Source organism: Bradyrhizobium sp. B124 (genome assembly GCF_038967635.1).
Taxonomy (GTDB): Bacteria; Pseudomonadota; Alphaproteobacteria; order Rhizobiales; family Xanthobacteraceae; genus Bradyrhizobium.
On sequence record NZ_CP152413.1, the window covers coordinates 6,172,654 to 6,191,561 of the forward strand.

Sequence of the window (18,908 nt, forward strand, 5' to 3'; positions counted from 1 at the left end):
CCACCTCTTCCCGCCTTCCATCATGGGCCATAATGATCGACGGAGTCCAACCATGATCCCGGCCTTTTTGCCGCGAGCGTTAACCACGGCCCTTCTGGCCGCCACCCTCGGCGTTTCCGCGGGCCTCCTCCCGGCGCGGGCGCAGACTCTGGACAAGGTCTCGTTCGGCACTAACTGGGTCGCCGAGGGCGAGCATGGCGGGTTCTTCCAGGCGCTCGCCGACGGCACCTACAAGAAATACGGCCTCGACGTGTCAATCGTGCCCGGCGGTCCCAACGAGAACAACCGCATGCTCTTGATCGCGGGCAAGCTCGACTTCTTCATGAGCGCGAACTCGCTGCAGACCTTCGACGCCGTCACCAACAACGTGCCGCTGGTCGCTGTCGCGGCGATGTTCCAGAAGGACCCGCAGGTCTTCCTGACCCATCCTGAGGTCAAGGTCAGCAAGATCGAGGACCTGAAGCCGCTGACGCTTTTGATCTCGAAGGAAGGCATCACCAGCTACTTCCAGTGGCTGAAATCCGAATACGGCTTCGACGAGAACAAGGTGAAGCCCTACACCTTCAACCCGCAGCCCTTCATCGTGAACAAGCAGACCGCGATGCAGGGATATGTCACCTCGGAGCCCTTTGCGGTGGAGAAGACCGCCGGCTTCAAGCCGAACGTGCTCCTGCTCGCAGACTACGGCTTCAACTCCTATTCGACCCTGATCGAGACCCGCCGCGACCTTGTCGACAAGAAGCCGGATCTGGTGCAGCGCTTCGTCGATGCTTCCGTTGTCGGCTGGTACACTTACGTCTACGGCGACAACTCGGCCGGCAATGCGATGATCAAGAAGCTCAATCCCGAGATGAACGACGAGCTGCTGGCCTATTGCGTCGCCAAGATGCGCGAACACGGCATCGTCGATTCCGGTGACTCCATCAAGAACGGCATCGGCGCCATGACCGACGAGCGGATGGCGAGCTTCTTCGATAAGATGGTGCGCGCCGGTGTGGTCAAGAGCACCATCGACTATCGCCAGGGCTACACGCTGCGCTTCGTCAACAAGGCGGTCGGCGTCGAGCTCAGGCCGAAGAACTGACGGGGTGCGGACGCGCGATGGCGGAGCCTGCGTTGTCTGGACCTGATGCCGGATGGGCGGTGCGCCTGCGCGGCGTCACCAAGACCTATGACAGCGGGGTGATGGCGCTCGGGCCGCTGGACCTCGACGTGAGACGCGGCGAGTTCGTCTCGCTGCTCGGGCCCTCCGGTTGCGGCAAGTCCACCGCGCTGCGCCTCATTGCGGGGCTTGCCACCCCAAGCGCCGGCACGGTCGAGCTCTCACATCAAGGCGCCGAGCAGCGCGGCAGCCACAGAGTAGGCTTTGTGTTTCAGGAGCCGACGCTGATGCCGTGGGCCAATGTGCGCGACAATGTCCGCCTGCCGCTGAAGCTCGCCCGCGCGCCGGCGACTGACGCCGATGCGCGCATCGATGCGGCGCTCGATCAGGTCGGGCTGGCGGAGTTCGCGACCGCCTATCCGCGCGAATTGTCCGGCGGCATGAAGATGCGGGTGTCGCTGGCGCGCGCGCTGGTCACCGATCCCGATATCCTGCTGATGGACGAGCCGTTCGCGGCGCTCGACGAGATCACGCGCTTTCGCCTCAACAACGACCTGCTGTCGCTGTGGCGCAATTTGCACAAGACCGTCATTTTCGTGACGCACTCGGTGTTCGAGTCGGCCTATCTCTCGCAGCGCGTGATCGTGATGACGGCGCGCCCGGGCCGGATCGGCGCCGAGTTTCGCATCACCTCGCCCGAGCCGCGCGGCGAGGAGTTCCGCACCTCGGCCGAATATGCCGCGTTCTGCCGCGAGATCTCGGCCGCGCTGGCGCCGTCTTATGCAGGGCAGGCGGGCGCATGAAGTCTCCACAGGATCTCGTCCGCTTTCTGCTTCCGCTTGCGGTGTTCGCCGCGGGCCTTGTGCTCTGGGAAGCGATCGTCCGCGGCTATGGCATCCAGCCCTATGTGCTGCCGAGCCCGCTATTGGTGCTGAAGACGCTGGTTGCGGACTGGCCGGTGCTGTCGCAATCGCTCGGCGTCACATTGCTGACCACGCTCGAAGGCTTCGCCGCCGCCGCGATCGGCGGCGTCGTGCTGGCGCTGCTGTTCAACCAGTCGAAATGGCTGGAATATTCCCTGTTCCCTTACGCGGTGGTGCTGCAGGTCACGCCTGTGATCGCGATCGCGCCGCTGCTCCTGATCTATCTGCAGCAGCAGACCGCCGTGATCGTCTGCGCGTGGATCGTGGCGTTCTTTCCGGTACTGTCGAACACCACGCTCGGCCTCAACTCGGTCGATCGCAACCTCGCCGGATTGTTTCAACTTTATGGCGCATCACGGCTGCAGACGCTGCTGTTGCTGAAGCTGCCCGCGGCGCTGCCCTATATCCTCGGCGGCCTGCGCATTGCCGGCGGTCTGTCGCTGATCGGCGCTGTGGTCGCGGAGATCGCGGCGGGCAGCGCCGGCGCCGGCTCGGGCCTTGCCTTCCGGATCGCTGAATCGGGCTACCGGCTGAATATTCCCCGCATGTTCGCAGCACTTCTGCTGCTATCGCTGGCCGGGATTGTCATCTATGGGGTGCTGGCGTTAGTTTCGCACCTTCTGTTGCGGCGTTGGCATGAAAGCGCGTTAGGAAAGGACAATTGATGGCCCCGATTTCTTCCGAAAAGATCGATCTCCTGATCTATGGACCGATCCGGCCAATCCTCGAAAACGGCTTCTCCGATCAATACGTGCTGCACCGGGCCGAGAGCCGCGGCGACCTCGAGCGCCTGACTCCCGACACCATGGCCAAGATCCGCGGCATCGCCGTCACCTATCACACGATGGCGACCGACAAGACCGCGATGGCGATGTTTCCAAAGCTCGAGATCGTCGGCAGCTTCGGCGTCGGCTACGACCACGTCGATTCCGCCTATGCGCGGGATCACAATATCGTGGTCACCAATACGCCCGACGTGCTGACCGAGGAGGTCGCCGACGTCGCGATGGGCCTGTTGATCGCGACGCTGCGCGAATTCGTCAAGGCCGACCGCTATGTACGTTCCGGCCTGTGGCAGACCCAGAACTATCCGCTCAGCGTTGGCTCCTTGCGCGACCGCAAGATCGGCATCGTCGGCATGGGCCGGATCGGCCAGGCGATCGGGCGCAGGCTCGAGGCCTCGCGCGTGCCGGTGTCCTATCACTCGCGCAATCCGTCCAAGGACGTCGCCTACAAGCACTATCCCGATCTGATCGAGATGGCGAAGGCGGTCGATACCCTGATCGTCATCGTGCCGGGCGGCGCCTCGACGGCGAAGATGATCAACGCCGACGTCCTGAAGGCGCTCGGCCCGCGCGGCGTGCTGATCAATGTCGCGCGCGGCTCGGTGGTCGACGAGCCGGCGCTGGTCGCGGCGCTGAAATCCGGCACCATCCTGGCCGCCGGTCTCGACGTGTTCGCAGCCGAGCCGAACGTGCCGGACGAATTGAAGGCGATGCAGAACGTCGTGCTGCTGCCGCATATCGGCTCGGCCTCGGTGGTGACGCGCAATGCGATGGACCAGCTCGTGGTCGACAACATCACGAACTGGTTCGCCGGCAAGCCGCCGCTGACGCCGGTTGCGGAAACGCCGGTGAAGGGCCGCTGATGTCATTGTCCCGCTTCAGCGTCGTGCTGCTTATGCTGCTGGCCGCGTGCGGTCCGGCCGCCGCGCAGGACGCCTCGACGTTGAAGAAGGACATGATCGGGCAGTGGGAGCTCGCCACCACCGAGCGCAGCAAGACCTGCGTCGTGACGCTGAAGAGCGATGCGACGCCGCAAGGTTTCAAGCTCGAGCTCGAGCCGGCCTGCGCCGCCGCGCTGCCTTTCACCAAGGACATCACGGGCTGGAGCATCAAGGGCCTCGGCGACATCGTGCGGCTGCAGAATGCGGCCGGCGACGCCGTGATCGATTTCACCGAGGTCGAGACCGGCATCTTCGAGGGCATGCGCACCAATGAGGGCGTCTACATCCTGCAAAACCTCGCCGCTGCCCGCGCGCTCGCCAAGTCGATGGACCAGATGATCGGCGACTGGTCGATGGTCCGCGGCAACGGCCAGGCGATCTGCGCCCTGGTGCTGACCAACACCGACGCCGGCAACGACAATTTCCAGCTGTTCCTGAAAGGCAAATGCGATCCCGCGGTCGCAGCCTTCAACCCGACGCTGTGGCGGCTCGACCACGGCCAGATGATCCTGATGTCGCCCAAGGGCGAGACCTGGCAGTTCGAGGCCGACGACAACGCCCAGTGGCGCCGCGTCCCCGACAGCGCCGACCCGCTGATCATGCTGCGGGAGCAGTGAGAGACGGCGTTCCGCCCCCTGTCGTAGCCCGCATGAACGCAAGCGACATGCGGGACTTCTCGTAAGGTCTGTCCCCGGGTATCGCTCCGCTCACCCGGGCTACGATGGGGCGGTACGATCTGCTTCTCGCCGGCACCTCCAAAAATAATTCCCTTTTCCTTGTCGATCCGGCATGCCCCGGATCGTCGTTCCCCATAGCGAGCCGGTTTTGCGGCGATGACCGTCGCTTCTCGCCCAACAGGAGTTTTCCGATGCGGTTCATGTATATCGTCACCTCCGCCCAGCCCCCGCGCCCGCCGACGCCGGCCCTGATGGAGGCGATGGGCAAGCTCGCCGAGCGGGAGATCAAGGCCGGCCGCATGATCGACACCGGCGGGTTGCTGCCGGTGGCGATGGGTGCCCAGGTCCGCATCACCGACGGCAAGCTCAACGTCATCGACGGGCCGTTCGTCGAGGCCAAGGAGATGATCGGCGGCTACGCGATCTTCGAGCTCCGCAACAAGGAAGAGGCGGTGGCCGCCGCGGTGGAGTTCATGCAGCTGCACAAGGAGCATATGCCCGGTTGGGACGGCACCTGCGAGGTGCGCCCCTTCGCCACCCCGGGCGTCGACGGCGCCTGCCAGGTCGATGTGTCCGCCATCGCCTGATGCGCCGCGGACAGGGCGCGTTCACGCGAGGCGGCCTCCGGTTCGCGTGAGGAAAGCGCGTCCAGACGGCAACCCAGGTCGGCGGCGATGACGGCCGCCGACATCCAGGCGACGATCCTTGCGGTGTGGCGCATCGAGCAGCCGCGGCTGATCACCAGCCTGTCGCGGATGCTGCGCGATGTGCCGCTTGCCGAGGACCTGACGCAGGAAGCGCTGATCGCGGCGTTCGAGCACTGGCCGCTCGGTGGCGTGCCGGAGAAGCCGGGTGCGTGGCTGATGGCGACCGCCAAGCGGCGTGCGCTCGATCATATCAGGCGCAACCGCATGCGAACCGAAAAGCACGGCATGCTGGCGCATGATCTGGTGCGGGAGCAGGAGACCATGCCCGATTTCGATTCCGCGCTCGACGACGACATCGGCGACGAACTGCTGAGGCTGATCTTCACCGCCTGCCATCCGCTGCTGTCGCGCGAGGCCCGCGCCGCGCTGGCGCTTCGGATGATCTGCGGTCTCACCACCGAGGAGATCGCGCGCGCCTTCCTGCAGGCGGAGGCGACCATCGCCCAGCGTATCGTGCGCGCCAAGCGCACGCTGTCGGAGTCAGGTCTTGCCTACGAGACGCCGCGTGGCGAGGCGCTGTCGGAGCGGCTCGCCTCGGTGCTCGAGGTCGCCTACCTGATCTTCAACGAGGGCTATACCGCGGCGAGCGGCGACGAATGGCTGCGGCCGCAGCTCTGCAACGAGGCGCTGCGCATCGGCCGCGTGCTGACTTCGATCGCGCCGCACGAGCCGGAGGCGCACGGCCTGCTGGCGCTGATGGAGTTCAACGGCTCGCGGATGGCGGCGCGCACCGATGCGGCCGGCGAGCCGATCCTGTTGATGGACCAGAACCGCGCGCTGTGGGACCGCCTGCAGATCCGCCGCGGGCAACTGGCGCTGGCGCGTGCCCGCGAGCTCGGCGGCGCCGGCGGCTTCTACGCGCTGCAGGCCGCGATCGCCGCCTGCCACGCCGAGGCCGATACGCCTGACGCGACGGACTGGCGCCGCATCGCCGCGCTCTACGGCGACCTCGCCGCGCTGCTGGATTCGCCGGTGATCGAACTCAACCGTGCGGTCGCGATCGGCATGGCCGAAGGGCCGCTGGCGGCGCTTGCGATCGTCGACGGTCTCGCGGACGAGCCGGCGCTGAAAGCCTATCATCTGCTGCCGAGCGTGCGCGGCGATCTGCTGCACCGGCTGAGCCGCTTCGCGGAGGCACACACCGCGTTCGAGGCCGCCGCCGCATTGGCCGGCAACGCGCGCGAGCGCGAGTTGCTCAAGCGGCGCGCCGCGGTCGCGGCACGCGCCGCGCAGGATCACGACGGCCGTTGAATGGCTTCGCGATTTCGACGCAAAGCGCCGGCATGTTCGCCGAATCGCAATGCGTCAGGGAACCGCGACCATGACGAAACGATCCGTGCTGGCGATCGGGCTCGACCCCACCTTCGTCGATCTGTCCGTCATGCCGCAATTCACGCCCGAGCTCGTGCGAAGCTACATCGACGCGCAGATCGAGGGCCTGCGGATGCTTGGCTACGATGTCGAAAGCTGTCTCATCGACCTCGGCGATACGGCCGAAGCGGTGACGGCGGCGGCCCTCAGCGCGCGCCGCTACGATTGCGTCGTGATCGGTGCCGGGTTGCGCGAGCCGCCGGAGCGGCTGCTGCTGTTCGAGACGATCCTCAATCTGGTGCACCGGCTCGCGCCTGGTGCCGCCATCTGCTTCAACACCAACCCAGCCGACACCACTGCTGCCGTGCAGCGCTGGGTCAAGCCTTAGCGCCCGGCGCGGCAGGTTGACACGAGGTCCGGGCCCACCACGAAGGCCCGGCGGTTGTTGCCAGCCCCAACCTATCTATGACAACATTCAAAATTCTGAATTGTCATGGTTTTTGGGACCCTATGCCGCGTCGCAAATATACCTGGGAGAAGCTCACGGATGCACAGTTGCTCGAGCAACGCCTCAGCAGTCTGAGGGTTGCGGTCGAAGGCACCTGGCTCGCGGATTGTGTCAGCACGCTCTACGAAGAGCTCGAAGAGCGGGGGATACGGCTGCGGCCGCACGCATGGATCTCGAGCGAATGGTTTAGCCCGGCCGATGTGCCCGGCATCGCCATTCCGTTCTATCTCGCCCATCCGCGCCTGATGAAGCTCGAGAAGAAGATGATGCTCGACGTCGAGGGCGCCTCGTGGTCCGAGTGCATGGCCATTCTCCGCCACGAGGCGGGGCACGCCATCCAGCACGGCTACCAGCTGCAGCGCCGCCGGCGCTGGCAGCAGCTGTTCGGTCCATCGTCGCAACACTATCCGCGCTACTACCGGCCCAATCCGGCCAGCCGCAATTATGTCCAGCATCTCAGGCTCTGGTACGCGCAGAGCCATCCGGACGAGGATTTCGCCGAGACCTTCGCGGTGTGGCTGCGGCCGCGCTCGAACTGGCGGACGCGCTATGCCGGCTGGCCGGCGCTGAAGAAGCTCGAATATGTCGACGAGCTGATGGGCGAGATCGCCGGCGAGCGGCCGCTGCTGACGACGCGCGAGCGGGTCGATCCGCTGCATACGCTGAAGCAGACGCTCGGCGAGCACTACAAGAAGAAGCAGGCGTTCTACGCCTTCACGCCGCCGAAGACCTACGACCGCGATCTGTCCAGGCTGTTCTCTGCCGATCCGCGGCATCACCGGCATCCGCCGGCTGCGTCCTTCATCAGGCGGCACCGCGCCCAGATCAGGCAGCTGGTCGCGCGGTGGACGGGCGAGAACCAGTTGACGCTCGATGCCGTGCTCGATGACATGATCTTGCGCTGCCGCGAGCTCAATCTGCGTGCCGTCGGCCCCGAGCAGAAGCTGGTGACCAATTTCACCATCCTGCTGACAGCCAAGACCATGCACGCGCTGTTCGGCCCGTCGCGCCGCAAATGGATCGCGCTATGAAACACTTTCGCATTCTGGTGCTGATGCACCCGGACTGTGTGCCGCCGGACTCCAGCGACGGATACTCGGCGCGGGAAATCAACGAGTGGAAAACCGAATACGACGTGGTGAGTACCCTGCGCGCGGCCGGCCATGAAGTGCGTCCGCTCGGCGTGCAGGAGGAAATCAAGCCGGTGCGCGACGAGATCGAGGGCTTCAAGCCGCACGTGGTGTTCACGCTGCTGGAGGAGTTTCACTACGACGTCGTGTATGACCAGCACATCGCGAGCTATCTCGAGCTGATGAAGATCCCCTATACCGGGTGCAATCCGCGCGGCCTGATCCTGGCGCGCGGCAAGGATCTGTCCAAGACGCTGGTGCATCACCGCCGCATCCCGGTGCCGGCCTTCGCCGTGTTCCCGATGCGCCGCAAGGTCAAGCGGCCGCCGCGGCTAGCGCTGCCGCTGATCGTCAAGAGCCTGAGCAGCGATGGATCGCTCGGTATCTCGCAGGCGTCGATCGTCGATACCGACGAGAAGCTCGCGGAGCGAGTCGCCTTCATCCATGAGCGGATCGGAACGGCCGCGATCGCCGAGCAGTTCATCGAGGGACGCGAGCTCTATGTCGGCGTGATCGGCAACAACAGGCTGCGGGTCCTGCCGGTTTGGGAATTGAAGTTCGGCAGCATGGGCGGCCCCGCCGCACGCCAGATCGCCACCGAGAAGGTCAAGCACGATACCAGCTACCAGGAGCGCATCGGAATTGCGGACGGGCCGGCGGAGGACCTTACGCCGGAACTATCAGCGCATATTCAACGGCTGGCGAAGCGGATCTACCGGACCTTGGGGCTCGACGGCTACGCGCGCATCGACTTCCGCCTGTCCACCAACGGCGTTCCGTATTTCATTGAAGCCAATCCCAATCCCGAAATCGCCAAGAGCCAGGAGTTCGCGACAGCCGCCGGGCATGACGGACTGGACTACCCGGTTCTGTTGAATCGCATTGTGGCGCTCGGGATCAGCCGCGCCAAGGCCGGCGTATCCCTGGGCTGAAACGAAGCGGTTAGAGGCTGCGCTGCAGCGCGTGGCGTCGCGCGTCCCTGGGGATGAACATCGCAAACGTTTCCCTAACGCGCGCCGCCGGCGTCGCGGCGGCAGTGGCTGTGGGAGCGGGTGCCGCCTCCGGACGAAACGCATCCGGTTCCGGCCAGCGCCGTGCAATCACGTCGCTCACGGCAGTCGCCCTGAGCAAGCCGTCGCTGCGGCAGGCATCGTAGACGTACAAAACGGCAAGAAAAATCGATACGACAACAAGGATCGTCTTGAAAATCGGCATTGTGATTGCGCCTTCTTGATTGAGGCGAACAATGCCCGGTCACGGTGAACCGCGCGTTTAGCGCGCCGGCCGATCGGCCGATACGGTTCCCAACTCATGAACGGGCTTGCGTAAACGGCTCGCTTACCAACGCCTTCAAGGTTGCGGCAACCAGCTTTCCTCACCGGCGGGAAAGAAGTCTCTGGCATCAAGAGACCAACAAGAAGACTGAGGAGGCACCATGTTCGTCGCCATTCGAGTCATGATCCTGATCGCCAGTGCTTACGCCGGCTCGGCCGTCGCGGAGATGCAGTTCGCGCCGCTGCCGAGCCTTGCGGCGTCGTCCGCGCCGTAGCACCGGCAACCGACGCAGTGCCCCGGCGCTTTACGCCGGATTGGGTGTTGCCGCGGCAACCCCGATTGCGCGGGCGGCGTTTTCCGTCATCCGGGTCGCCGTTAGCCGGAGGAAATACAGCGACAACCCCGGATTGCGTTCGCACAGCTTCCGCAGTGCGCCGTCGCTGATCCACAGCAAATCCACATCGGTTGCTGCCATGGCCGTCTGCGTGCGGCGCCGTTCGAGGGAGAACAGTCCGATCTCCCCGAACAATTCGCCTGCCGAGACCCCACGATCGATCTCGGGAAACCTGACGTCGCCCGATACGACCATGTAGAGCAGGTCGGCGTCGTCGCCTTTCCTGAAAATCGTTTCTCCAGCCCTGACGTGCTTCGTGTGCATGAACGGTTGCAGCCAGTTCGGAGAAAGGTCCGTCGCGGCAGCGCGCCTGGCCTTGCGAAGCAGCCGAACCATCTGGAACAGCAACACCACGTTCAGCGGCAGCAGAATGATGTGCAGGATGAGCACCGGGTAGATCCGGTCGCCCAATCCATAGCTGATGAATGCCAGATTGCTGAATATCGCGACGGTGCGCAGGCTCAACATCGTGCTCATGCAGAACGTCAGCAACACAAGAGCCGACACCAGGTAACCCAAGCCATCGATCAGCGTCATGACAGCGCCTCGTCGGAAATGAATTGCAAGAAATGCGCTCTGAAAACGACTGGAAACATGTACGAGTGCGCTTATTCTCTTGGGCAGAAATGAGGCCGAGCCGCCATGCATCTCAAACGACTGGCCGTATCGATCCTGAGCGGAGTGCTGCTCGCAGCCTCGGCCTGGTCAGGCGCAGCCCGCGCGGAGGGCGCCGCCGATCCGGCGTGGCCGACCCGGCAGTGGCAGAGTTCGACGCCGGAAGAGCAGGGGATGGATTCCGCCGCGCTGGCGCGGCTCGTCAACTTTGGCGCGGCTCACAGTTTCGATAGCCTCCTGATTGCGCGTCATGGCCGGATCGTGCTCGACGCTTACTATGCGCCGTACACGCCGGAGATCCCGCATCTCTTCAATTCCGTCACCAAGGCGGTGACCGGCACGCTGGTCGCGATGCTGCTCAGGGACAATTTGCTCGACAGCCTCGACCATCGCATGGTGGATTTCTTCGGCGACCGCACCATCGCCAATCTCGATGACCGCAAGCGGGCAATCACGATCCAGACCATGCTCGACATGACCTCGGGGATGGCCTGGACGGAGGGCGTCGAGGGCGGCAGGCCGGAGTCGCTGATCGAATGGGGGCGCAGCCCCGATGCGATCCAGTTCATCCTGGACCGTCCGATGGCGAAGGCGCCAGGCGAGGCGTTCTACTACAACACCGGCAATCCGCAGCTGCTGGCCGCGATCATCAACAAGCTCACCGGCGTGCGCGCGCGGGATTATGCGGTGACGAAACTGTTTCGTCCGCTCGGGATCGCCGCGCCCTACTGGCACAGCATCGGGCCGGGGCTGACGCAAGGCGGCGGCGGGCTGCTGCTCGCGCCGCGCGACGCCGCCAAGATCGGGCTGCTGTATCTGCATGACGGCGAATGGGAGGGGCAGCGGCTGCTGCCGTCCGGCTGGGTCGATCGCATCAAGCACGCGACGACAGAGATGCACGCCTCGTTCGATCGGTCCCTGCGCTATGCCAATTTCTTCTGGGTGATGCCGAAGCAGCAGGCCTTCATGGCGGTCGGCGACCGCTGCCAGCTGATCATGATCCTTCCCGCGCTCGACATCGTCACGGTCGTGACCGCGCGCGACTACTGCTCATTCGGCCGGATGGCCGACGACATTTCCGGCGCCGTCAAGTCCGACACGGCGCTGCCGGTGAACTCCGCCGGCGGCAATCAGCTTGCCGCGGCGCTGCGCGATGGCGCGACGGAAAAGCCGTCGGCGGTTGGTGCGGTGCCCGAGACTGCGGCCGCCATCTCGGGCAAGACCTGGCGCTTCCCGCCCAACGGCCTCAATCTGCGGGCGCTGACGCTGCATCTGACCGATCCGTCCGCGCACTACGAGCTGGAAACGGCGACGCCGGATCCGGCGAGGCCGGTCATCAAATTGGCGGGACCGATCGGGCTCGACGGCACCTATCGTCTCGGCCAGCCAACGCCGCTCGGCGTGATGGCGCTGAAAGGGACGTGGCAGACCGGTGAGACGTTTGCGATCGACCTGCGTCTGGTCGGCGATGATACCGACCGCAGATGGCTGCTCACGTTCGACGGCGGCAAGGCCAGGCTCAGCGGCAAGGATCGCTTCGGCCACGATGTGCAGGTTGATGCGGAAGCGCAGGGCGCGCAATAACGATTCGCTATTTTGAGGCAACGCGCACGGTGCAATGACGGTGATGTGTGCACGCACCCGACTTTCCCTGCGCCCTCTGTTCAAGAGAGAGGGCGGAATGAGATGCAAAACTCGGACGAAACGCGCCGCGAGAATGCGGACGCATGGTCCGCAGGCGGTCCAACAAACGCGATGTCGTCCTGGCGAAGGCCGGGACCCATAACCACCGAAGATGATTGTTGCGCGACGCTGGGGCGACAGCCCTCCTCAACAACACGACCCTGTGGTTATGGGTCCTGGCCTTCGCCAGGACGACAGTCGTGTGTGGTACCCGCACTGTCATCGCCCGGCTCGACCGGGCGATCCAGTACGCCCCGGCTTCTCGGCTCAAGCCCTGGCGTCTCTGGAATACTGGATCACCCCGCATGCGCGGGTGATGACACCGAGTAGCTGTTTGACAGGTGAATCGGAATCGCCTCGTCGTTCCCGCACGGTGGCCTCGCCGTCGTGACCGGAGCAGGGCGCATCACGACTGACGCACGCCAACGCGCACGCCGGCCATTGTCAGATGGCCGCGCGGGTCAGCAATGCTGCGGAGATTGTGCGCCCTCGCGTCGCGGCGCGGCAGCGCGCCTAGTGGTCGGTCTTCGGCGTCTTGGCTGCGAAGTCGAGGCCGAGCCGAAGGGCGCGTTCCTGGCGCTCTTCCGTCAGGAACTGCAGCTCCCGCTCCAGCGACCGCGCCACCTCGTCCTGCGTTTCCTTGGAGTGGCGGCGGGAGCCGCCTTGCGGTTTGGCCGATTGGGCAGTCACGGGAGAATCCCTGTCATCGCAGTGTCACAGGCCCTGATGCCACGGCCGGAGTCCGGCGGACAATCAAAAAGAATTCAGCGGGGCCCCTTTGGAATGTTTGTTGTGCATCTGACTCAAATTTAAGCAGGAAATTCTCCCGGCCTTGTCGCGAACGCCGAAGCCGTAGACCCGCGGTCTCATCAATTCGGATGAGACGGCCCGGTTCCCACGAAATCATTTCTGGATTCGCACGAAGACGTCCCGAAACCGACAAGGTCTAACCTTAGTAGCGTTGTGAAGGACGGGTGTCTGGTGAGACGCTGACGATTGAGGTCGTGAGATTCACGACCGAGGTTGTAAGGTTCGTCGGTGCACCTGAGACGTTGGGGATGATCTCGGAAATGAAGAAGCCGAATGCTGTGCCATATGTCTGGGCGGCCGCGCTGATCGCGGTCGTGGTCTGGGGCGTGAGCGGCACCCCGCAGATGGCACATACCTCTGCCAGCAGCACGCATCTGGCCCGGGCGCGCTAGCGCGATTTCAAGCGAAGCGGCTTCCGGCTCGCGTCAAGGCAACGCGTCTCCACAAAAGCCTAAAGCTTCGGCCGCAGCGAGCGCTGCATGTCCATCGTGTAGGTGTAGCGCCCTTCCGGGTGCGTGGTGATGGTGACCTCGAACAGTTCCTCGCGCAGGCCGTAGTAGCGGCGTACCACGGTGAGCGCCGGCGATCCGGTCTTGACGCCGAGTGCCTTGGCGATCGGCGCCGGCATGCCCCGCACGAAGATTTCCATCTGCGCGCGCTCGGTGACCTGGCCATACATCTTGGCGATCTGCTCATGCACCGGAGTGCGGCCGTGGTCGGGCCGCGTCACGACATCGGCGAACCGGCGCAGCACGTAGATCTCGGTCCAGCCGAGCGGTGCTGCGAACTGGTCGGAGCGGCGCACGGCCTCGATCAGGAACCAGCTCTTGCCGGGCTCGCATTTCAGGAGCGCAGCCAGCTTGCGGTCGGCGACGATGTCGCTGCTGCCAACCACGTCGCGGTAGGTCTCGTTGGAATAGCGCAGCCACTCGCCGAGCGACTTGACGCTGTGGGTGAACAGCACCGGCGGCTCGGAGGCGATCACCACCGAACCGAGGCCGGCGCGGCGCACGATCAGGCCCTGGTCGATCAGGATGCGCAGCGCCTCGCGCACGGTCTGGCGGCTTGCCTGATAGCTCGCCATCAACTCGGTTTCGGTCGGCAGCAGATTGCCGACCGCGTAGGTGCCGAGACGGATGTCCTTCTGCAGCCCGGTGGCGATGTCGCGGTAGCGGGACGATCTCGCCCTCTCCGGTTGTTCAGACATGGCGGATCACTGGTATGCCGTATGGCAGGCAACCGGATGTCCAGACTGCATCGACTGCAACGCGGCCTCGAACGCGGCGAGCGTAGCCAGCACATCTGCTTCGGGCGCCGGGAACGGCAGCTTGCGTTCGACCGCGTCGGCAAAGGCCGCAAGTTCCGCGGTGAGCGTGTTAACCGCCGGATAGCGCGTCGTCGCAGGCGCCTCGCCGGATTTCCGTAGCACCATCGTCCCCTCGTCGAGCACCTCTGCGGATCCCTTCGTCCCGAACATATGCACGCGCCAATAGAACGGTGTTGCGCGGACCGTAGCAAGGGTTGCACTCACGCCATTCACAAATTCAATCGCTAAAGTTGCAGTGTCGAGCGGCGGCGGTCCGGGCTCGCGTTCACTCAACCGGGCATAAACCTGTCGGGCAGGACCAAGGAGGCTGACGAAGCCGTCGAGCACATGCAGTCCCGCGCCGGTCAGCCCGCCGCCCGGCGACTCCTCGGGCGACAGCCGCCAGCCCTGCGTGATGCCTTGCGAGTTCTCGTTGCTGTTGTGGCCCTCGACATGCAGGATCGTGCCGAGCTCGCCGCTGGCGACAATCGCGCGCAGCGCCTGCATCGACGGCCAGAACCGGCGGTTATGTCCGACCGCGAGCAGCACGCCGGCGTTGTGGCAGGCCGCGAACATCTCGGCCGCATCGCGACGTTTGAGCGCCAGCGGCTTCTCGCAAAACACCTGCTTACCGGCCGCGGCGGCCGCGATCACCTGGCTCCTGTGCAGCGAATGCGGTGTTGCCAGCAGCACGGCATCGATGGCGGGCTCGGCCAGCACGGCCTCGAGGCTGGCCGCGGGGGACAGACCGTGCGCTGCGCAAAAGCTCGCGGCGGCGCTCATGTCGGGTTCCACCGCGCGGACGATCCTAAGCCGCGGCTCGCCCTGCGCAGCCTCGACCAGCGCGCGGCCCCAGCGGCCGAGGCCCGCGATCGCACAGTTGATCATGTGTGTTCCCTGTCCTGATCGCGTCCGGCTCGGATCGCCTCGATGACCGCGGCGCTGTCGCTGTCCGGGCCTTGAAGCGCGATCGCCTTGCGCAGCAGCTCGGCCTGTATCGAGGTCAGCGGCAGAGGCAGGCCGTGCCGGCCGGCTTCCTTCAGGATCAGTTCGGCGTCCTTCAGGGTCTGTGCGATATGCGATTGCGGCGCGAAATCCCGCGCCAGCATCTTCGGTCCCTTGCTGTCCATCACGGCGGAATATGCCGCCGATTGCCGTGCCGTCGCAAGGAACGTCGCGCCGTCGAGGCCGAGGCTCTCGGCAAAGGCGATGCCTTCGGCGAGCGCGGCGCGGTTGTTCTGCAGGATCAGGTTGATGGCGAGCTTGGTGCGGCTGGCATTGCCGATCGCGCCGACATTGATCCGTTGCGGGCAGAGGATGTCGAGCGTCGCCGCGGCGGCTGCGATCACGTCGCGATCGCCGGCGACCAGCGCGGTGGCCGTCCCCGCGCGGACCTCGGCGCTGGTGCCGGAGATCGGCGCTTCGATGAAGGAGAGGCGCGAGCGCGCGGCGAATTCGGCAATCGTCGTGATCTCGCCCGGCGCGCAGGTCGTGGCGCAGATCACGAGCGGCGGCGGCTCGGCGTTCGCAAGGTCCGGCAGCAAGCCCGTGACCTGGGTCGCGTCGTACACCGCAATGACGATGGTCCGGCACCGCGCTGCCACATCGGCGGCGAAGGCCGCGAACTCGGCGCCGCTGGCCCGCAAGCCGTCGCTCTTCGCGGCATCGATGTCGAAGCCGATTACGCCTAAGCCGGCATCGATCAGCCGCGCGGAAAGCGCCGATCCCATCAGGCCCAGGCCAATCATGCCGACAGGTGTCTCGCGAGCCATGATGCAATGCCGCTTCGCGCTATTGCGGCTGGATGCCGGCCGCCTTCACCTCGGCCGACCAGCGCACGACCTCGCTCTTGACGAAGGCGCCGAACTCGGCCGGCGCCAGCGGCGCCACCATCACGCCGACATCGGCGAGCTTCTTCCTGGTCTCCGGCATCGCGAGGTACTTTGCGCACTCGGCGTAGATCTTGTTGACCACCGGTTCCGGCGTCCCGGCGGGCGCGAACAGCCCGTACCAGATGGTGGCCTCGAAGCCGGGCATCGCTTCCGAGAGCGCGGGCAGGCCGGGCGTCAGCTCGTTGCGGGTCGCCGATGTCACGGCGATCCCGCGCAAGGTGCCGCCCTGCATCTGCGGGATCGCGACCGAGAAGTCGCCGAAGGTCAGGTCGATGACCCCCGCCATCACGTCGGTCATCGCTTGCGGCACGCCGCGGTAGGACGCCGCGATCAGCGACAGGCCGCCGCGCGACTGCAGCTGCGCGATCGAGATCTGCGATGCGCCGGAGCCGTAGCCGGCAGTCAGATTGGCGGTGGCCTTGGCGTAGCTGAGGAACTGCGGCAGGTCCTTGGCCGCGAGCTTGGGGTTGACCAAAAGCACCATCGCCGTGGTGGTGGTGCGGATCACCGGCGCGAAATCCTTCACCGGGTCGTAGGGCAGGCTCTTGAGCGTCGCGACGTTGCTCGCATGGGTGGTGTTGGTGCCCATCAACAGCGTGTAGCCGTCGGGCGCGCTGCGAGCCACTTCCTGGGCGCCGATGCTGCCGAGCGCGCCGGCGCGGTTCTCGATCAGCACGGTCTGGCCGAACGCGTCCTGCAGATGCTGGCCGACCAGCCGCGCGACGTTGTCGGGCCCGGCGCCGGCCGGGAAAGGCACGATGATCTTGATTGGCCGTAGCGGGAAATCGTCCGCCGCGAAAGCCGGCAAGGCCGGAAGCGCAGCGAGCAGGACGACGAGCAGCCCCAGCCGTAACTTCATCCCGGTCCCCTCCGCCTCTGCTTTTGGCAGATTTATACGGACAAATAGCTCGGAAAGGCAAGTATCAAGCCTATCCGAATATTGAGGTGCGGCATATTTATCCGTATAAATAGCCCATACAGGGGAGCCAGACGACGATGGTGGACACCAGCGATCTCCATGCCCGCGGACTGCGCCGGCGCCAGAAGATGTTCGGCGAGGTCGATGTCGCCAAGCGGATGGCGGCCGCCGGCGATTTTGGCACGCCGCTGCAAAACATCATCAATGCTTACGTCTATGGCGACGTCTGGGAGCGCAGCGGGCTGTCCGACCAGATCCGCAGCCTCGTGATGCTCGGCATCACCGCGGCGAGCAGCAAGCCGACCGAGTTCCGCGTCCATGCCAAGGGCGCGCTGGCCAATGGCTGCACCGCCGCGCAGGTGCAGGACGTGCTACTGCTGGTCGCGATGTATTGCGGCATTCCGGCCGCGATCGAGACCAGCAAGATCGCAGCCGAGGTGTTCGGCGAGGCGCCGGCGGAGGGGTAGGGCGCGGGCCTGCGCCGTGATAGGGACGTTGCCGACTGCGAACGGCAACAGGATTTGCCCATGTCCGCCTTCCCGACCTCGACCACCGTGCTCGATTCCGTGCTGTTTCGCGATGCCTTCGGCACAAGCGCGATGCGTGAGGTGTTTTCCGACCTGCGGCTGCTCCAGCGCTATGCCGAGGTCGAAGTGGCGCTCGCGAAAGCCGAAGCGCGTTGCGGCGTGATCCCCGCGGAAGCGGCCGAGGAGATCGCAAAGCGCACCGATGTCACCGCGTTCGATTTCGATCTGCTGCGGCAGGAAACCGATGTGGTCGGCTATCCGATCCTGCCGCTGGTGCATCAGATGGCGAAGCAGTGCGGCGAGGCCGGCCGCTATGTCCATTGGGGCGCCACCACGCAGGACATCATGGACACCGCCGTGGTGCTGCAACTGCGCGATGGCCTGAAGATTATCGAGGATGACATCGCTGCGTTGCGCGACATCCTTGCCGACCTCTCGAAGAAATACCGCGACACGCCGATGGCCGGCCGCACCCATCTGCAGCAGGCGCTGCCGGTGACCTTCGGCTACAAGACCGCGATCTGGCTCGCCGCCTTCGATCGCCACGCCGCGCGGCTGGCGGAGCTGAAGCCGCGCGTGCTGGTCGGCCAGTTCGCCGGCGCCGCCGGCACGCTGGCCTCGCTGGGTGACAAGGGCTTCGAGGTCCAGCAGGCGCTGTGCGAGGAGCTCGGCCTCGGCATTCCAATCTCGACCTGGCATGTCGCGCGCGACGGTCTGGCGGAAGCGGTGAATTTCCTCGCGCTGGTGACGGGGACGCTCGGCAAGATCGCGCTCGACATCATGATCATGGCGTCGACCGAGTTCGGCGAAGTCTACGAACCGTTCGTGAAGGGACGCGGCGCCTCCTCGACCATGCCGCAGAAGCGCAACCCGATCTCGTCGGAGCTGATGCTTGCCGCTTCCAAGGCGGTGCGCCAGCATGCAGGGTTGATGCTGGACGCGATGGTGCAGGATTTCGAACGCGCCACCGGCCCGTGGCACGCCGAATGGATGGCGATCCCGGAGAGTTTCGTACTGACCGCCGGCGCCCTGCACCAGGCCAGGTTCGCGCTTGGCGGCCTGATCGTCGACGAGAAGCGGATGGCCGGCAATCTCGACATCAGCCGCGGGCTGATCGTCGCTGAAGCCGTGATGATGGGCCTCGCGCCCGCGATCGGCCGGCAGGAGGCGCATGATGTGGTCTACGACGCCTGCCGTGTCGCCAACGACAGGGGCCTGACGCTGGCCGAGGCGCTGGCAGCGGATGATCGCGTCGCGAGCCGGATCGACCGGGCGACGATCGACCGCCTCACCGCGCCGAAAAACTATCTCGGCCTCGCGCCCGAGATGGTCGACCGGGTGCTGGCGTCTGTGAAGCGGTAAAATTCGCGGCAATTGCTCGCCGTCGCGTGATCGGGTGCGGC

Annotated in this window: 21 protein-coding genes; 14 read left to right on the forward strand and 7 right to left on the reverse strand. The window is 65.3% G+C overall.

Features of this window, described 5'->3' with window-relative positions:
• The first annotated feature begins 52 nt into the window (after window positions 1-52).
• From AAFG13_RS29300 to AAFG13_RS29345, 10 genes are all read left to right on the forward strand, one after another.
• Window positions 53-1,084, forward strand: coding sequence for an ABC transporter substrate-binding protein (locus AAFG13_RS29300; RefSeq protein ID WP_212311824.1), 1,032 nt, complete (start codon window positions 53-55; stop codon window positions 1,082-1,084).
• Window positions 1,085-1,101: 17 nt separating this feature from the next.
• The gene (locus tag AAFG13_RS29305; protein ID WP_212311823.1) at window positions 1,102-1,905 is read left to right on the forward strand and encodes an ABC transporter ATP-binding protein; all 804 of its coding nucleotides are present in this window, start codon (window positions 1,102-1,104) and stop codon (window positions 1,903-1,905) included.
• Entirely contained in the window at window positions 1,902-2,690 is a 789-nt protein-coding gene (locus tag AAFG13_RS29310) for an ABC transporter permease subunit (protein WP_212311822.1), read from the forward strand. Before AAFG13_RS29305 ends, AAFG13_RS29310 begins: the two co-directional genes overlap by 4 nt.
• On the forward strand, window positions 2,690-3,673 hold the full coding sequence (locus AAFG13_RS29315) for a 2-hydroxyacid dehydrogenase (protein WP_212311821.1): 984 nt from the start codon (window positions 2,690-2,692) through the stop codon (window positions 3,671-3,673). The genes AAFG13_RS29310 and AAFG13_RS29315 overlap by 1 nt, the downstream gene beginning before the upstream one ends.
• On the forward strand, window positions 3,673-4,368 hold the full coding sequence (locus AAFG13_RS29320) for an AprI/Inh family metalloprotease inhibitor (RefSeq protein WP_212311820.1): 696 nt from the start codon (window positions 3,673-3,675) through the stop codon (window positions 4,366-4,368). The genes AAFG13_RS29315 and AAFG13_RS29320 overlap by 1 nt, the downstream gene beginning before the upstream one ends.
• Window positions 4,369-4,619: 251 nt before the next feature.
• Entirely contained in the window at window positions 4,620-5,015 is a 396-nt protein-coding gene (locus AAFG13_RS29325; RefSeq protein ID WP_097670979.1) for a YciI family protein, read from the forward strand.
• Between the two features lie 87 nt (window positions 5,016-5,102).
• Complete coding sequence (locus tag AAFG13_RS29330) at window positions 5,103-6,386, forward strand: sigma-70 family RNA polymerase sigma factor (protein WP_342708984.1); 1,284 nt, start codon at window positions 5,103-5,105, stop codon at window positions 6,384-6,386.
• Between the two features lie 70 nt (window positions 6,387-6,456).
• Entirely contained in the window at window positions 6,457-6,834 is a 378-nt protein-coding gene (locus tag AAFG13_RS29335; RefSeq protein WP_342708985.1) for a hypothetical protein, read from the forward strand.
• Window positions 6,835-7,001: 167 nt separating this feature from the next.
• Window positions 7,002-7,985, forward strand: a complete 984-nt coding sequence (locus AAFG13_RS29340; RefSeq protein WP_342708986.1) for a putative zinc-binding metallopeptidase — start codon at window positions 7,002-7,004, stop codon at window positions 7,983-7,985.
• Entirely contained in the window at window positions 7,982-9,016 is a 1,035-nt protein-coding gene (locus tag AAFG13_RS29345) for an ATP-grasp domain-containing protein (RefSeq protein ID WP_171947882.1), read from the forward strand. The genes AAFG13_RS29340 and AAFG13_RS29345 overlap by 4 nt, the downstream gene beginning before the upstream one ends.
• A gap of 10 nt (window positions 9,017-9,026) precedes the next feature.
• On the opposite strand, the gene AAFG13_RS29350 is transcribed toward AAFG13_RS29345, so the two are convergent.
• Together AAFG13_RS29350 and AAFG13_RS29355 are read right to left on the reverse strand one after the other, a co-directional pair.
• A complete protein-coding gene (locus AAFG13_RS29350; RefSeq protein ID WP_212311814.1) occupies window positions 9,027-9,299 on the reverse strand; it encodes a hypothetical protein in 273 nt (90 codons plus the stop codon).
• Between the two features lie 364 nt (window positions 9,300-9,663).
• The gene (locus AAFG13_RS29355) at window positions 9,664-10,290 is read right to left on the reverse strand and encodes a cyclic nucleotide-binding domain-containing protein (protein ID WP_342708987.1); all 627 of its coding nucleotides are present in this window, start codon (window positions 10,288-10,290) and stop codon (window positions 9,664-9,666) included.
• A gap of 105 nt (window positions 10,291-10,395) precedes the next feature.
• On the opposite strand from AAFG13_RS29355, the gene AAFG13_RS29360 reads away from it, so the two are divergent.
• Window positions 10,396-11,952 (forward strand): serine hydrolase, encoded by a 1,557-nt coding sequence (locus AAFG13_RS29360; protein ID WP_342708988.1) that lies wholly within the window; start codon window positions 10,396-10,398, stop codon window positions 11,950-11,952.
• A 612-nt stretch (window positions 11,953-12,564) separates the two neighbouring features.
• Here AAFG13_RS29360 and AAFG13_RS29365 read toward each other — a convergent pair.
• Entirely contained in the window at window positions 12,565-12,741 is a 177-nt protein-coding gene (locus AAFG13_RS29365; protein ID WP_212311811.1) for a hypothetical protein, read from the reverse strand.
• Window positions 12,742-13,055: 314 nt separating this feature from the next.
• Between AAFG13_RS29365 and AAFG13_RS29370 the strand changes: the two genes are divergently transcribed.
• Window positions 13,056-13,253, forward strand: coding sequence for a hypothetical protein (locus tag AAFG13_RS29370; RefSeq protein WP_342708989.1), 198 nt, complete (start codon window positions 13,056-13,058; stop codon window positions 13,251-13,253).
• A gap of 59 nt (window positions 13,254-13,312) precedes the next feature.
• On the opposite strand, the gene AAFG13_RS29375 is transcribed toward AAFG13_RS29370, so the two are convergent.
• Genes AAFG13_RS29375 through AAFG13_RS29390 form a run of 4 tightly spaced genes read right to left on the reverse strand, consistent with a single transcriptional unit; the run spans window position 13,313 to window position 16,918 of the window.
• The gene (locus tag AAFG13_RS29375; protein WP_342708990.1) at window positions 13,313-14,068 is read right to left on the reverse strand and encodes a GntR family transcriptional regulator; all 756 of its coding nucleotides are present in this window, start codon (window positions 14,066-14,068) and stop codon (window positions 13,313-13,315) included.
• A 6-nt stretch (window positions 14,069-14,074) separates the two neighbouring features.
• Window positions 14,075-15,055, reverse strand: a complete 981-nt coding sequence (locus AAFG13_RS29380) for a Gfo/Idh/MocA family oxidoreductase (protein ID WP_342708991.1) — start codon at window positions 15,053-15,055, stop codon at window positions 14,075-14,077.
• Window positions 15,052-15,939, reverse strand: coding sequence for an NAD(P)-dependent oxidoreductase (locus AAFG13_RS29385; RefSeq protein ID WP_342708992.1), 888 nt, complete (start codon window positions 15,937-15,939; stop codon window positions 15,052-15,054). The genes AAFG13_RS29380 and AAFG13_RS29385 overlap by 4 nt, the downstream gene beginning before the upstream one ends.
• 19 nt (window positions 15,940-15,958) lie before the next feature.
• Window positions 15,959-16,918, reverse strand: a complete 960-nt coding sequence (locus tag AAFG13_RS29390; RefSeq protein ID WP_342708993.1) for a tripartite tricarboxylate transporter substrate-binding protein — start codon at window positions 16,916-16,918, stop codon at window positions 15,959-15,961.
• 137 nt (window positions 16,919-17,055) lie between these two features.
• Between AAFG13_RS29390 and AAFG13_RS29395 the strand changes: the two genes are divergently transcribed.
• Together AAFG13_RS29395 and pcaB are read left to right on the forward strand one after the other, a co-directional pair.
• Window positions 17,056-17,445 carry a carboxymuconolactone decarboxylase family protein gene (locus AAFG13_RS29395; protein WP_097670965.1) on the forward strand — a complete coding sequence of 130 codons (390 nt, stop codon included), beginning with the start codon at window positions 17,056-17,058 and terminating at the stop codon, window positions 17,443-17,445.
• Window positions 17,446-17,505: 60 nt separating this feature from the next.
• Window positions 17,506-18,867, forward strand: a complete 1,362-nt coding sequence (gene pcaB / locus AAFG13_RS29400) for a 3-carboxy-cis,cis-muconate cycloisomerase (protein WP_342708994.1) — start codon at window positions 17,506-17,508, stop codon at window positions 18,865-18,867.
• Window positions 18,868-18,908: the final 41 nt, after the last annotated feature.

Coding starts and splice junctions, on each gene's coding strand:
- AAFG13_RS29360 (WP_342708988.1), top strand. CDS start 10,396: ATGCATCTCAAACGACTGGCCGTATCGATCCTGAGCGGAGTGCTGCTC.
- AAFG13_RS29345 (WP_171947882.1), top strand. CDS start 7,982: ATGAAACACTTTCGCATTCTGGTGCTGATGCACCCGGACTGTGTGCCG.
- AAFG13_RS29315 (WP_212311821.1), top strand. CDS start 2,690: ATGGCCCCGATTTCTTCCGAAAAGATCGATCTCCTGATCTATGGACCG.
- AAFG13_RS29305 (WP_212311823.1), top strand. CDS start 1,102: ATGGCGGAGCCTGCGTTGTCTGGACCTGATGCCGGATGGGCGGTGCGC.
- AAFG13_RS29300 (WP_212311824.1), top strand. CDS start 53: ATGATCCCGGCCTTTTTGCCGCGAGCGTTAACCACGGCCCTTCTGGCC.
- AAFG13_RS29330 (WP_342708984.1), top strand. CDS start 5,103: ATGACGGCCGCCGACATCCAGGCGACGATCCTTGCGGTGTGGCGCATC.
- AAFG13_RS29335 (WP_342708985.1), top strand. CDS start 6,457: ATGACGAAACGATCCGTGCTGGCGATCGGGCTCGACCCCACCTTCGTC.
- AAFG13_RS29380 (WP_342708991.1), bottom strand. CDS start 15,055: ATGATCAACTGTGCGATCGCGGGCCTCGGCCGCTGGGGCCGCGCGCTG.
- AAFG13_RS29310 (WP_212311822.1), top strand. CDS start 1,902: ATGAAGTCTCCACAGGATCTCGTCCGCTTTCTGCTTCCGCTTGCGGTG.
- AAFG13_RS29385 (WP_342708992.1), bottom strand. CDS start 15,939: ATGGCTCGCGAGACACCTGTCGGCATGATTGGCCTGGGCCTGATGGGA.
- AAFG13_RS29350 (WP_212311814.1), bottom strand. CDS start 9,299: ATGCCGATTTTCAAGACGATCCTTGTTGTCGTATCGATTTTTCTTGCC.
- AAFG13_RS29320 (WP_212311820.1), top strand. CDS start 3,673: ATGTCATTGTCCCGCTTCAGCGTCGTGCTGCTTATGCTGCTGGCCGCG.
- AAFG13_RS29375 (WP_342708990.1), bottom strand. CDS start 14,068: ATGTCTGAACAACCGGAGAGGGCGAGATCGTCCCGCTACCGCGACATC.
- pcaB (WP_342708994.1), top strand. CDS start 17,506: ATGTCCGCCTTCCCGACCTCGACCACCGTGCTCGATTCCGTGCTGTTT.
- AAFG13_RS29390 (WP_342708993.1), bottom strand. CDS start 16,918: ATGAAGTTACGGCTGGGGCTGCTCGTCGTCCTGCTCGCTGCGCTTCCG.
- AAFG13_RS29355 (WP_342708987.1), bottom strand. CDS start 10,290: ATGACGCTGATCGATGGCTTGGGTTACCTGGTGTCGGCTCTTGTGTTG.
- AAFG13_RS29325 (WP_097670979.1), top strand. CDS start 4,620: ATGCGGTTCATGTATATCGTCACCTCCGCCCAGCCCCCGCGCCCGCCG.
- AAFG13_RS29395 (WP_097670965.1), top strand. CDS start 17,056: ATGGTGGACACCAGCGATCTCCATGCCCGCGGACTGCGCCGGCGCCAG.